The organism is Xanthomonas indica (assembly GCF_040529045.1).
GTDB lineage: Bacteria > Pseudomonadota > Gammaproteobacteria > Xanthomonadales > Xanthomonadaceae > Xanthomonas_A > Xanthomonas_A indica.
Map to the genome: position 1 here is coordinate 4,093,211 of NZ_CP131914.1, position 14,472 is coordinate 4,107,682.

Below are 14,472 nucleotides of genomic sequence, written 5' to 3' on the forward strand. Positions count from 1 at the left end.
AGCATTCCCCCTGCCTCCACCGGAACTCGTCAGACCCACGCCAATCCCCCCAGCCACTGGAGTCTCCGCCCGATGACGCAACGCCGCCTCCCCCTCGTCAGTGCCGTCCTGCTCGCGCTCGCCTCCACCAGCAGCCTCGCCCAGTCCCAGCAGGCACCGACCACGCTGGACAACATCATCGTCACCGGCACCCGCATCGCCGACCGCACGGTGGCCGAATCGCAATCGCCGATCGACATCATCGCGCCCGAGGCGCTGCAGGCCACCGGTGCCAGCGACCTCGCCAGCGCGCTGGGCAAGCTGCTGCCGTCGCTGAACTTCCCGCGCCCGGCGATCAACGACGGCAACGACGCGCTGCGCCCGGCGACCCTGCGCGGCCTGTCGCCGGACGCGGTGCTGGTGCTGCTGGACGGCAAGCGCTACCACACCACCTCGCTGGTCAACTACAACCCCTCGGTCGGCCGCGGCTCGGCGCCGGCCGACCTCAACTCGATCCCGATGTCGGCGATCGCGCGGATCGAGGTGCTGCGCGACGGCGCCTCGGCGCAGTACGGTTCCGACGCCATCGCCGGCGTCATCAACATCGTGCTCAAGCACGGCGCCAAGGCAGGCAGCAACAGCGTGACGGTCAACGGCGGCATCATGGACAAGGGCGACGGTGCGCAGAACGGCATCGATGGCTCCTACGGCCTGGCCTTCGGCGGTGCGCCGGACGGCGAGGCGCCGGGCTGGGTGCGGGTGTCGTGGAACTACCAGAACGCGATGAACACCAATCGCGCCGAGAACACCGACAAGGCCACCACCCTGGCCGGTGCCGCCAACCCCAGCGGCGTTCCCTACGAGCGCTATGGCGACCCGGCGGTCAAGACCTACCAGGGGCTGGTCAATTTCGGCTACGCGCTCACCCCGCACGTCGACCTGTACGGCTACGCCAACTTCAGCCGCCGCGAGGTGCTGTCCAACGGCTACTACCGCGCCTGGGACAACAGCGACCGCAACGTGCAGGCGGTCTACCCCAACGGCTTCCTGCCGCAGATCTACAACCCGTCCAACGACCGCGCCGCCGTGCTCGGCGTCAAGGGCAGCACCGACAACGGCTGGACCTGGGACGTCTCCGCCGACTACGGCAAGAACGACGTCACCTTCGACCTGCGCAACACCATCAACACCAACCTGTACTGGAGCACCGGCGCCTCGCCGACCCGCTTCAACGCCGGCGGCTTCCGCAACGAGCAGAACGCGCTCAACGCCGATTTCAGCAAGTCCCTGGACTGGGGCCTGGCCTACCCGGTGAACCTGGCCTTCGGCGCCGAGTACCGGCAGGACAAGTACGCCGTGGTGGCCGGCTCGCCCACCTCGATCTACTTCGATCCGAACGCGATCAACCCGGACACCGGTGCGCCGTATCCGGGCGGCTCGCAAGTGTTCCCCGGCCTGTCGCCGACCGTGGCCGGGCAATTCCAGCGCCACAGCAAGGCGGTGTACGCCGACCTGGAAGCGGACCTGAGCGAGCGCCTGTCCGGCGGCGTGGCCGCGCGCTACGAGGACTACAGCGATGCCGGCACCACCCGCTCGGGCAAGCTGTCGGCGCGCTACCAGCTCAACGACGCCTTCGCCGTGCGCGGCACGCTCTCCAACGGCTTCCGCGCGCCCTCGCTGGCGCAACAGAACTACGCCTCGGTGGTGACCCTGCCGGTGGACGGCGTGCTCAGCCAGATCGGCACCTACCGCACCTCCGATCCGGTGGCCATCGCCCTCGGCGCCAAGCCGCTGGCGCCGGAGAAATCCACCAACTACAGCGTCGGCGTGGTCTGGCAGCCCGGCGGCGGCTTCAACGCCACCCTGGACCTGTACCAGATCCGCATCTGGGACCAGATCCTGTATTCGGACCAGATCTCGCTGGCCGAACCGATCGGCCAGGTCAGCGCCGCGCAGTTCTTCGTCAACGGCGCCACGACCCGCACCCGCGGCGTGGACTGGGTGAACAACTACCTGCTCGACCTCGACCGCGCCGGCACGCTCAACCTCAGCTTCAGCGCCAACTACAACAAGATCGAGATCCTGGAGATCTCCGATCCGAACTTCGGCCGCGCCAGCCAGGGCCTGCTGACCGACGCCACGCCGCGCACCAAGTACGTGCTCAGCGGCGACTGGACCCTGGCCGGCTGGACCCTGCACGGCGACGCCACCCGCTACGGCGCCATCACCCGCCGCGGCGACGAGGCCGACGGCAGCCAGGACCAGGCCTTCGCCGCACGCTGGCTGCTCAACCTGTCCACCAGCTATGCCTGGCACGACCTCACCTTCACCGTGGGCGCCGACAACGTCACCAACCAGTACCCGACCCGGACCGCCCTCAACAACATCTACGACGACCGCCCCAACGGCCTGCAGTACTCGCCGCTATCGCCGTTCGGCTTCAACGGGCGCTACTGGTACGGGCGGGTGAGCTACCGCTTCTGAGACAGCCAGGGAACGCGGCATGGCCGCAGGGGCGCGGCCATGCTCCGGCGCGGGCGGCTTAGAACGTAAAGAAATAAGAACATGCGCTTGCATCCTGCGACGCAGCACGCATGTTAAAAAATAATAAGACGCCCCCTGGGACGCGGCCTGCCTGGCCAGGCCAGCCGCCGCGCCCCGCCTGCCGTTTCGGCACCTGCTGGAGTTTTCATGAACCGTCCGTTGTCGCTGCTGGCGAGCGCCGTGCTCGCCGCCCTCGCCACTCCCTCCGTCTCCGCCCAGACCGCCCCCGAGGCGTCCAGCACGCCCAGCACGCTGGACACAGTGATCGTCACCGGCACCCGCGTCAGCGACCGCACCGTCGCCGAGTCGCAATCGCCGATCGACATCATCACCCCCGAGGCGCTGCAGGCCACCGGCACCTCGGAACTGGCCACCGCGCTGTCGCGCGCGCTGCCCTCGCTGAACTTCCCGCGCCCGGCCCTGACCGACGGCACCAGCGGCATCCGCCCGGCGCAGTTGCGCGGGCTCTCGCCCGACCAGGTGCTGGTGCTGGTTAACGGCAAGCGCCGCCACACCTCGGCGATGATCAACGTCAACGGCACCATCGGCCGCGGTTCCTCGGCAGTGGATCTCAACGCGATCCCGATCGCCGCGATCGAGCGGGTAGAAGTGCTGCGCGACGGCGCCTCGGCGCAGTACGGCTCCGACGCCATCGCCGGCGTGGTCAACATCGTACTCAAGGGCGCCGGCGAAGGCGGCAGCCTGGCGGTGGAGCACGGCCAGTACTCGGCCGGCGACGGCGCCAAGTCGCAGCTCTCCGGCGATGCCGGGGTCGGCTTCGGCGATGGCCGCGGCAGCCTGCACGTGGCCGGGCAGATCAGCCAGCAGGACGCCACCAATCGCGCCGGTCCGTACCAGGGCACCGCGCCGAACACCGGCAACTATCCCGGCATCGGCCAGACCACCTTCGTCTACGGCGATCCCAAGGTCGACGCCACCGCGGTCTCGGCCAACGGCGAGTTCCGCTTCAGCGACCACCTCACCGGCTATGCCACCGCGATCGCCAGCAACCGCGACATCACCTCGTTCGCGTTCTACCGCTCGCGCAACCACAACGGCCAGACCGCGCTGCTGGCGCAGGTCTACCCGGACGGCTACGTGCCGCAGATCGAGCAGTACTCCAAGGACCGCTCGCTGCTCGCCGGCCTGAAGGGCAGCACCGCCGGCGGCTTCGCCTGGGACATCAGCTACAACTACGGCTACAACAAGGTCGATTTCCACACCGCCAACAGCATCAACTACAGCCTCGGCGCGGACAGCCCGCGGCGCTTCTACGACGGCGCGCTGGAGTACACCCAGAACGCGATCAACGCCGACTTCACCCAGCCGCTGGAGTGGGGCCTGGCCTATCCGGTGACGCTGTCCTTCGGCGCCGAGTACCGCCAGGAGAAGTGGAACCAGTCGCCGGGCGAGCCGGCCTCGTACACCGGCACCACCGGCGGTGCGCAGGGCTTTGCCGGTTTCGCGCCGCTCAACGCGGTGCATTCGGACCGCCACAACTACGCGGTGTACGCGGGGCTGGAAGCCGACCTCACCGACAAGTTCTCCGCCGGCCTCACCGGCCGCTACGAGGACTACTCGGACTTCGGCAGCAAGACCTCCGGCAAGCTGTCGGCGCGCTATGCCTTCACCGACAAGGTGGCGCTGCGCGGCACCGTCGCCAGCGGCTTCCGCGCGCCGTCGCTGGCGCAGCAGCAGTACCAGGCGGTGACCAGCAGCTACATCAACGGCAGCTTCTTCGAATCCGGCACCTTCCCGGTGAACAGCGCCGTGGCCCAGGCGCTGGGCGCCGCGCCGCTGAAGGCCGAGACCTCGCTGTCCTACAGCCTGGGCCTGGTGCTGCAGCCGGTCGAGCGCCTGTACCTGACCGTGGACGCGTACCAGATCGAGATCGACGACCGCATCCTGCTGTCGTCCAACCTCAACGACGCGGCGGTGCTGGCCAAGCTGCGCCAGCTCGGCTACAGCAACGTCACCAGCGTGCGCTACTTCAGCAACGCCGCCGACACCCGCACCCGCGGCGTCGACGTGGTCGGCACCTACAGCATCCCGTTCGCGGCCAGCACGCTGGACCTCACCGCCAGCTACGGCTACAGCAAGACCGATATCACCCATGCGGTGACCCAGCCGCAGGCGCTGGCCGCCATCGGCTCGACCCAGACCACGCTGGGCCGCGACGAGATCGGCCGCCTGGAAGACAGCTATCCGAAGGACAAGCTGATCCTCAGCGGCACCTGGAAGCTGCCGAAGTGGGACCTTAGCCTGGCCGCCACCCGCTACGGCGAATTCACCGTGCGCAATTCGGCCACCGCCGCGCGCGACCAGACCTACGGCGCGGATTGGGTGGTCGACGCCTCGGCCAGCTTCAAGCCGAGCACCAACTGGACGCTGACGCTGGGCGCGGACAACGTGTTCGACCAGTACCCGGACAAGACCGCCAACCTGATCAACTCGACCTACGGCATGCTCCCGTACAGCAACTACTCGCCGTACGGCTTCAACGGCGCCTACGTGTACGGGCGGATCAATTACCGCTGGTGATCGCGGGCCCGGGCGTGGATGGCGCCTACGTTATGCGGCATGACGACGGCCCGGATTTCCGGGCCGTTGTTTTTTGCGGGCGGGGATTGGGGATTGGGGATTCGGGATTCGGGATTCGGGATTCGGGATCGGCAATTTATCGGTTGCGACGTGTTCGCCTGCCTAGGTTTTTGTGGGAGCGGCTTCAGCTGCGACGCGATCGCGCAGGGGTCGCGGCTGAAGCCGCTCCTGCGAAACGCGAACGTACCAACCGCGAATGACGTTGCCGCACGGCATCTCCCCTGGCTCAACCCAGCGACAACCGCTGGAGGCGATCGGCGATGGTGACTTCGCCGCCACCCTCGCCTGCGTGCCTCTCCATCCCGTCATCAAGGCACCAGACGAACGCACCGCGCGCGCCGGCCTGGCCTGGCCTGGCCTGGCCTGCGCAGCGTACGCCCGTGACACCCGTAGGAGTCAACTGTCATGCAGCCGCGATGGCAGGAGGGGCATACGCTGCCTGATCACGCGCAATCGCGTTGAGCCAGCGCAGGAACTTGTGCATGCAGGCGACGATGGCGACCTTGGCTGGTTTGCCGGCCGCACGCAGGCGGGCATAGGTCTTGGCCAAGGGGGATTTGGCGCGGATGCTGGCCCAGGTGGCCATGTACAGCACGCGTCGGATCTCGGCCCGTCCGCCTTTGATGCGACGCTGGCCCTGCCAGCGGCCGCTGTCGCGATTGAACGGGGCTAGCCCGACCAGAGCAGCGAGCTTGCGCGGCGGTAACGTGCCCAGTTCCGGCAGCCGTGCGGCCAGGACCGCGCGCAGGATCGCGCCAAGTCCGGGCACCTTCGGCAGGGTGGAGCAGGTCGTAGCCTGCTGCTCGATCTGCCGCGTCAACGCCTGGATCTTCTGGTTCAGTAGGGCGATCACCTCTTGGCAGTGGCCTTGCACCTCGGGGCTGGTGATGTGCTCCAGCCGCCGCCGATGGGCATCACGCTGGCCGACCAGAGTGTCGCGTAGGTCCAGCAATTCGCGCAGGGACTGAAGATGCTCGGGTAGTACGGCTGTGGGTGTGGCCGGGATGTGCTGGGCGGCGATGGCCAACAGGCGCGCGTCCAGGGCGTCGGTCTTGGCGTGCAGGCCAAGGGCCTTGGCCAGGTCCCGCGGACGATCGGCGGCCACCCTTGCCGCGGGCAGGTCCGCCTCCCGAAGGACTCGCAGCAGGGCATGTTCATAGCCACCACTGGCTTCCAGCACGATCCGCTCGCAGTCCAGCCCCGTCAGGCGCTGGGCCAGCGCACGCCGCTCCTGTGCGGTATTCGGCTGGGTCCAGGTGTGGCCCTCCGGCAGGACATGAATGACCAGTTCGGCCTTGGCAACATCGATCCCGACAAAGCGTCGCATAGACGTTCTCCGCAGTAGACTCAGGGGTGAGAGCACTCCTGCCGATGCCCATGCTTGTGGAGTTCGAGTTCGCGACTCGGGCAACTGTTCGGGCTTGTGAGGCAGGAGTACGGAGTGCGGCGGCGCTGACTCCTACTCGTGCTTGCTTGGCACTGCGGCTAAACGGCCTGCCGCACTCCGCTCTCACCTATAACGATAGACCCTCATAAGACACAAGCGGCTTCAGCCGCGACGCTTCATCTATAGCGCGTCGAAGCGGGCGATGTTGCTGGAACGACCAGCCATGCGCTGGCGCCCCCCATGGCAACGCCGCCGCGGTCAATCCACAGGATGACGCCCGCGGCCATGTAGCCCGCACCTCACAGCTGCGCAACCCGCAGCGTCACGCAGGATGCGCACGCGATCCCGCGCAGGCACGGCGCAGGCACCGCGCCGTCGCGCGTGCCCGGCCATTTTGTCTACAACCCCGGCAAATCCGCGGATCCACGCTGCCGCAATGCCTGCAGCGGTGGTTGCAACTGCAACCTCCACCTCGCGCTTAACGGAACATTGACACTGCTGACATCCGTCGGTAATCCCTAAGTGGCGTCGCCGCATCCGCCAGGGGACAAGGGGAGCGCGCGTGCAGCGACGCACTCCCCCACTACTGGAGCCGCCTCCCTCATGACGCGCACGCTCACTCCGCTCGCCCACGCCGTCGCCCTGTGTCTGGCGACCTCCGCCGTTTCCGTCCACGCGCAGAACGCCGGCAACGCGCAAACGCTGGATACCGTCATCGTCACCGGCACCCGCGTGGCCGATCGCACCGTGGCCGAATCGGCGTCGCCGATCGACATCATCTCGCCGGAAACGCTGCAGTCCACCGGCACCACCGAACTGGCCACCGCGCTGTCGCGCGCGGTGCCCTCGCTGAACTTCCCGCGCCCGGCGATCACCGACGGTTCCGACGCGGTGCGCCCGGCGCAGTTGCGCGGGCTCTCGCCGGACCAGGTGCTGGTGCTGGTCAACGGCAAGCGCTACCACACCACCGCCCTGGTCAACCTCAACGGCGCGCAGGGCCGCGGCTCGTCGCCGGCCGATCTCAACACCATTCCCATCGCCGCGGTCGAACGCATCGAAGTGCTGCGCGACGGCGCCTCGGCGCAATACGGCTCCGACGCCATCGCCGGCGTCATCAACATCGTGCTCAAGGGCAGCGGCAGCGGCGGCAGTCTGGCCGCGCGCTACGGCAAGTACAGCGCCGGCGACGGCGAGCAGTACCAGCTCTCCGGCGATGCCGGGCTCACCTTCGCCGAGACCGGCAGCGTGCACTTCGCCGCGCAGGCCGGCCACCAGGACCAGACCGACCGCGCCACGCCGTACCAGGGCCAGGTACAGCAGCGCTACGGCGACCCCGACGTCGACCAGGGTGCGTTCTCCTACAACGGCCAGTACAGCCCGGCCGACTACATCACCTTCTATTCCTACGCGATGCTCAGCCGCCGCGAAGTGCTGTCCAACGGCTACTTCCGCTGGTCCGGCGACAACCGCAACCGCCCGGAGATCTACCCGGACGGTTTCCTGCCGCAGATCTACAACGTCAGCAAGGACGTGTCCTGGGTCGGTGGGGTCAAGTCCAGCACCGCCGGCGGCCTGGCCATCGACCTGAGCTACAACTACGGCCGCAACGACCTGAGTTTCGACGTGCGCCACAGCCTCAACAACAGCCTCGGCCTGGCCAGCCCCACCGAGTTCTATGCCGGCGCGCTGCAGGTCACCCAGAACGTGCTCAACGCCGACTTCAGCAAATCGCTGGAGGTTGGCCTGGCCTACCCCCTCACCCTGGCCTTCGGCGCCGAATGGCGCGGCGAGAAGTTCAACGAATCGCCGGGCGCGCCGGCGTCCTACGTCAACGGCGGCATCCCCTCGGCCAACGGCACCCTGCTGCCGGGCGCGCAGGTGTTCGCCGGCTTCAAGCCCAGCGACTCCGGCCACTACGACCGCAACAGCTATTCGGCCTACCTCGACCTGGAAGGCGACATCACCGACAAGTTCTCCGCCGGCCTGGCCGGACGCTACGAGAACTACAGCGACTTCGGCGACACCGCCACCGGCAAGCTGTCGCTGCGCTATGCCTTCAGCCCCAAGGTCGCGCTGCGCGCCACCGTCTCCACCGGCTTCCGCGCGCCCTCGCTGCAGCAGCAGTACTTCCAGTCGGTCGCCACCAACTTCATCAACGTCGCCCAGCCCGACGGCAGCATCGCCGCCACGCCGTTCGAGATCGGCACCTTCCGCACCGACAACCCGGCGGCGATCGCGCTCGGCGCCGAACCGCTGAAGGCCGAGAAGTCCAAGAACTACGGCCTGGGCCTGGTGCTGCAGCCGGTGGACGCGCTGTACATCACCCTCGACGCCTACCGCATCGACATTGACGACCGCATCGTGCTCTCGGAGAACCTCACCTCCACGGCCGTGCGCAATTACCTGCAGGGCAACGGCTACGCCGGCATCGGCGGCGGCCGCTATTTCACCAACGCCATCGATACCAAGACCCAGGGCGTGGACGCGATCGGCACCTACAAGCTGGCGCTGCCCGCCAGCAGCCTCGATCTGACCGCCGGCTACAACTACAACAAGACCGACATCGAGAAGATTGCCGGCAACCCGGCGGTGCTGGAGGCGATCGACCCGACCGCGGTGCGCATCGGCCGTGCCGAGATCGGCCGCATCACCCGCGGCTCGCCGCGCGACAAGTTTTTCCTGAGCAGCGTGTGGTCGCCCGGCGCTTGGGCCTTCACCGCCACCGCCACGCGCTGGGGCGAGTTCACCGACTTCGGCACCACGCCCGCGGCCGATCAGACCTATGCGGCCAAGTGGACGCTGGACCTGTCGGCCGCCTACACCCTGGGTCGGTGGCGCGTGACTGTCGGCGGCGACAACGTGCTCAACGAGTACCCCGACCGCTCGCGCGCCGGTGCCGGCACCCGCACCTACCTGCCGTACAGCACCTCCTCGCCGTTCGGCTTCAATGGCGCCTTCGCCTACGCCAACGTCAACTACAGTTGGTAAAGCGCAGGCGGCGGCGGTGCCCCGGCACCGCCGCCGTCTTTGTCGTGGCAACACCGCGACCGCACGCGTGCGCCGGTGGCGTGCGATGGCATGCGGCAGCACGGCCGCGCAACAGGATTGGACTACGTGCCAAACGCAGTGGCGATACGGATTCGGCATGACGCATGCGCGCCCGACCTGCCAGATGCCGTTCGGCGGCGCATCTCCGACCGTCGCCATTCTTATCGCGTTTTACAGCGCGGGCTCGACCTGATCGCGGCGGCGGCGACGCACATGCGTCAAGCATTCGTCGCGCGATGGGAATGCATCGGTGAATACGTGGCAGCCGTTTGCTTGCCTCCAATGATCGCGATGTCCGACACAGGACCGCCGCGCCGCACTCGCAAAACGCCGGGCGGGACAATGCGTTTTACCCGCGGCGCAGTGCGCGGACGATAGACAGCGCCATTCGATCCAAGCCACCGCCAGCGAAGACCCGCACGTATTTAGGTGCGCATCAATGCGACCGGCCACGCTCGGCCACCACGCCGCGCAGGGATGGCCGCTTATGGCATGGAAACTGCACCAAGCACGGCGCCCGACAGCCCGGCGACGCCGGACCGGTCACGCGATGCTGCGATGACCTGGGGCCATACCTGAGCAAGCCGATGCGGCCCACTTTTCTGGGAATCATTTCCCAGAATATAAAAGTGATGCACATCACAAGTATGAATCGCTTGATTATTTGTCAACAGTGGCCTGTTGCGATTCGCGTAATGTGGAATCGCCTGAACGGCAGGCAAAAAAAACCCCATCAGGGGAAGGACGTAATTATGTGGAAGACCTCTAAACTCGCGACGCTTTCGGGCATCGTGCTCTGCTCTGCGCTGGTGTCCAATGCCTATGCGCAAAGCTGCTGTCCGGGCGGTGGTGTCGGCACGCCGATCGCCATTCGTGGCCTTGGCGAAAGCGCCCCGGCGGCGACCAATCTGTCCAGCAACCCGTCGGCACGCATCTACCAGTTCGAGCGTAACGGCGTGACCTATCTGCAGATCAACGACACCACCGGCCAGGTGCGTGGCGCGATCGGCCGCGTCGGCGACACCGCATGGGTGACGCCGATGGGCAAGGACGTGGATCGGGTGAGCACCGTCGACACCTTCGACAGCAGCCGCGGCACCGTGGTCTACGACGCGCGTTACTTCACCGTGCAGCTGGCCAGCGGCGCCAACGGCGACGTCTGGACCGTGACCATCAAGAAGTAACGGTCCTTTCCAGCGGCTCGGAGATCAGAAAACTGATCTTCTGCTCATGGCGGCGCCGGCAGGTGCCGTCATGAGCCTTCAACCGGCTGGCCAACTCCCAGTCCATCTCGTCGGCGTTGTGAGGCTTGCGCCCAGCACCCGGCATCGCCGCATCGGCTTCCACCGTCACCACCACGCCGCGCTTGCCACGGGCCGACCAGACCCGCGCCGCGATCGTGTGCCGGCCCGCGTCGGGCAGGATTTGCATGGCGTTGAGCACGCAGCGATACGCCGCCAGTTGCAGCCCGATCGACAGCCGCCGCGAATCTCCGTGCAGGCGCGCCTCGACCTCGGTATCGCAGGCATTGGCGAAGGCGATGGAATTCAGCGCGCCATACAGGCCATGGGTTTCGATATCCAGCGGATACAGTGCGGCGACGTAGTCGTCCAGCAGCTGCGCCTGGATCACCCCGGTGCGGTTCATTTCCATCGCCGCCGCGTAGTGGCCGTGCTGCTTCAGCGTGGTGGCGATGTCGCGGCGCAGCTTGTTGATATGCACGTGGATGTCGGTGTACTCGATCACCCGGTTGCGCAGGGTACGCTCGGCCGACATGTAGCTGGCCTGGGCGACCTGCAGCGCCTCCCTTTCGGCAAAGCCGAAGCGTTGCACCTGGTCGAAGGCGACAGACAGCTTGGCGCCGAGTGAGGCAAGCGCGGTGACGGCAAATGCGATCAACAACTGCACCTGCAAGGTATCCGCGTCGTAGGCACCGGCATAGTTGGTCTTCGGCAGGGACATGGCCACCGCAAAGTTGGCCATCACCACACCGATGGCAGCGCCCCGCCAGGCATGCTTGAACGTCAGCCAGACGGCAGGCGTGATCATGAGCACCAGGAGGAACTGGCGCAGGACGCCCTCGACCTGCATCGCGATACCGAACAGAACGCCCATCAGCAGCGCGGCGATGCCGGCGCTGTGCAGCACCGCCCGTCGCGTACCTGCATCCCCCTCTGCTCGCCTGACCCACAGCAGTGCCGGAAAGACGAACATGACGATACCCAGATAGAAACCGATCCAGAACTTGAGCGTGTTTTCCAGGTTGATGTAGGCGGCAGGTCCACCGAGCAGCCAGTTGGCGCCCTTGTTGACCAGCACGGCCCACAACGCCGCACACAGGCAGATCAGCGGCAGCCAACTCTGCTCGACCCGGAAATCGGGCAGGTTACGCCGGACCGCCCAGGGCAGCAGCGAGAAGGCCGGCATCAACAGCAAGGAACTGCCATACACCCAGACCGGATTTGCGCCCTCCGCATCGATCATCGGCACACGCATGCTCAGCAGCGCCGCCGCGTCTCCCAGAAAAACGTAGGGCCAAAGCCGATACGGGAGAAACAGCAGTGCTGCCGTGCGCAGTCCGATCGGCAGGAACCATTGATCCAGAGAGCAGTGCCACACGGCCAGGTAGGCCGCGCAGTACAAAGCACTCAGAAGGATTCCGCTCGCGAAGGTCTTCAGTCTAGCCATGCCACCCTGTCCTGGCAGGACACCAATGGCGCAAACATACACCAGGGAATGGGCCGAAACAGTAGACAGTTAACGTCCAACATTGGGTGTAATGCCTTTCCTGACAGGGAGTTGCGTGCGACACCCGATCCCTGCGACCTCCATCCCAATCGCGCTGTCGGGGAGTGGCCATCAGGGCCACGGTGGAGGACCGACGCCGGTACCGACTGCGCAACGATCGGCGCCGCGCCGCCCGCTTCGACCATACCTGACCGAACGGATCGGTCGCGTGCGGGGACGGGCGGATCCAGTTCCTCCGAGCCAGCCTCACCTGATCCAATCAGGACACGGCCGGCCAGGCCTGGCTGCGCACGGAGCGCTGGCCGGGCTCTTCCTGTCGCGCCACTGCGTTCCGCGGCCGAGGACGCAGAGGCGCGCGCCCAGTACCTGCGGCCACTGTTGTCACGCCATCCCTGCTACAGCGATTTGCCGACAAAAGCCCCGATCGGCGACACTCGACGCCTACTTGTTCTGCGATCCTGAATGCATCACGACACCAGTCTCATCGACATCATCGCGGTCGGGCTCGCGCTCGCCTTCCTCCTTGGCACGCTGGCCCATCGCCTCAAACTCTCGCCGCTGGTCGGCTACCTGGTGGCGGGCATCTGCGTGGGTCCGTTCACGCCGGGCTTCGTCGCCGACCAGGCCCTGGCCACCCAGCTGTCGGAACTGGGGGTGATGCTGCTGATGTTCGGGGTGGGGCTGCACTTCTCGCTCGAAGACCTGATGGAAGTGAAGTGGATCGCGATCCCCGGCGCGCTGGCGCAGATCGCGGTCGCCACCCTGCTCGGCTGGGGGCTGGCCTGGAGCATGGGCTGGCCGACCCTGCACGGCCTGGTGTTCGGCCTGGCGCTGTCGGTGGCCAGTACCGTGGTGCTGCTGCGGGCAATGGAGGAACGGCGCCTGCTGGAGACGCTGCGCGGGCGCATCGCGGTCGGCTGGCTGATCGTGGAAGACCTGGTGATGGTGCTGGCACTGGTGCTGCTGCCGGCGCTGGCCGACGTGCTCGGCGGCAAGGGCGCCGATACCGGCTCGATCCTCGGCGCGCTCGGCGTCACCCTGCTGAAGATGGCCGCGTTCGTGGCGGTGATGCTGGTGGTGGGCCGCCGCGCCATCCCGTGGGCGCTGGAAAAGGTGGCCGCGACCGGTTCGCGCGAGTTGTTCACCCTGTCGGTGCTGGCGATCGCGCTGGGCGTGGCGTTCGGCTCGGCGACCCTGTTCGGCGTGTCGTTCGCGCTGGGCGCGTTCTTCGCCGGCATGCTGCTGAAGGAATCGGAACTCAGCCACAAGGCCGCCAACGACTCGCTGCCGCTGCGCGACGCCTTCGCGGTGCTGTTCTTCGTCTCGGTGGGCATGCTGTTCGATCCGCACATCCTGCTCGAGCATCCGTGGCAGGTGCTGGCCACCTTCCTGACCATCACCGTCGGCAAGTCGCTGGCCGCGTTCGTGATCGTGCGGGCCTTCGGCCATCCCACCGGCATCGCCCTGACCATCTCCACCAGCCTGGCGCAGATCGGCGAGTTCTCCTTCATCCTCGCCGGCCTGGGCGTGAGCCTGGCGATCCTGCCCGAGACCGGCCGCGACCTGATCCTGGCCGGCGCGCTGCTGTCGATCATCGCCAATCCGCTGCTGTTCACCTGGCTGGACCGATGGCAGGCGCGGCAGGCGGTGGAGGCGCCGGTGACGGTGGAACCGGAACTGCCGCCGGGCCCATCGCTGGACCTGGTCGACCATGCCATCGTGATCGGCTACGGCCGGGTCGGCAGCGCGCTGGCGGCGGTGTTGCGCGAGCGCGGCGTGCCGGTGCTGGTGATCGACGACAACCGCGACCACGTCGAACGCGCGCATGCCGACGGCATCCCCGGCATCCGTGGCAGCGCCGCTGCCGACCGCGTGCTGGCCGAGGCGCATCCGGAAAAGGCCAAGATCGCGATCCTGGCGATCCCGCAGCCGCTGGAGGCCGGCGAGGCCCTGGCCAAGCTGCGCGCGCTGAACCCGGCGCTGACCCTGCTGGCGCGGGCGCACAGCGATGCCGAGGTCAAGCATCTGCTCGACCACGGCGCCGACGGCACGGTGATGGCCGAGCGCGAGCTGGCGTATTCGCTGGCGGAAATGGTGATGGCGACGCCGCCGTACCGGGGGATGCGCGCTGCCGCACGCTGAGGCCTTGACCGCAGGGATTGGGG

Annotated in this window: 7 protein-coding genes; 5 read left to right on the top strand and 2 right to left on the bottom strand. The window is 67.3% G+C overall.

Going from position 1 to position 14,472, the window contains the following annotated elements; translation table 11 throughout:
• The first annotated feature begins 72 nt into the window (after positions 1–72).
• Both Q7W82_RS17690 and Q7W82_RS17695 read left to right on the top strand, forming a co-directional pair.
• The gene (locus Q7W82_RS17690; protein ID WP_242161150.1) at positions 73–2,463 is read left to right on the top strand and encodes a TonB-dependent receptor; all 2,391 of its coding nucleotides are present in this window, start codon (positions 73–75) and stop codon (positions 2,461–2,463) included.
• A 207-nt stretch (positions 2,464–2,670) separates the two neighbouring features.
• Positions 2,671–5,064, top strand: coding sequence for a TonB-dependent receptor (locus Q7W82_RS17695; RefSeq protein WP_242161151.1), 2,394 nt, complete (start codon positions 2,671–2,673; stop codon positions 5,062–5,064).
• A gap of 463 nt (positions 5,065–5,527) precedes the next feature.
• Here Q7W82_RS17695 and Q7W82_RS17700 read toward each other — a convergent pair whose 3' ends face one another.
• On the bottom strand, positions 5,528–6,451 hold the full coding sequence (locus Q7W82_RS17700) for an IS110 family transposase (protein WP_242161605.1): 924 nt from the start codon (positions 6,449–6,451) through the stop codon (positions 5,528–5,530).
• Between the two features lie 663 nt (positions 6,452–7,114).
• On the opposite strand from Q7W82_RS17700, the gene Q7W82_RS17705 reads away from it, so the two are divergent.
• Together Q7W82_RS17705 and Q7W82_RS17710 are read left to right on the top strand one after the other, a co-directional pair.
• A complete protein-coding gene (locus Q7W82_RS17705) occupies positions 7,115–9,499 on the top strand; it encodes a TonB-dependent receptor (protein ID WP_242161058.1) in 2,385 nt (794 codons plus the stop codon).
• 812 nt (positions 9,500–10,311) lie between these two features.
• Positions 10,312–10,743 (top strand): hypothetical protein, encoded by a 432-nt coding sequence (locus tag Q7W82_RS17710; protein WP_242161057.1) that lies wholly within the window; start codon positions 10,312–10,314, stop codon positions 10,741–10,743.
• On the opposite strand, the gene Q7W82_RS17715 is transcribed toward Q7W82_RS17710, so the two are convergent.
• Complete coding sequence (locus tag Q7W82_RS17715; RefSeq protein WP_242161056.1) at positions 10,733–12,247, bottom strand: MASE1 domain-containing protein; 1,515 nt, start codon at positions 12,245–12,247, stop codon at positions 10,733–10,735. The genes Q7W82_RS17710 and Q7W82_RS17715 overlap by 11 nt on opposite strands.
• A gap of 522 nt (positions 12,248–12,769) precedes the next feature.
• Between Q7W82_RS17715 and ybaL the strand changes: the two genes are divergently transcribed.
• Positions 12,770–14,449 carry a YbaL family putative K(+) efflux transporter gene (gene ybaL, locus Q7W82_RS17720; RefSeq protein ID WP_242161055.1) on the top strand — a complete coding sequence of 560 codons (1,680 nt, stop codon included), beginning with the start codon at positions 12,770–12,772 and terminating at the stop codon, positions 14,447–14,449.
• Positions 14,450–14,472: the final 23 nt, after the last annotated feature.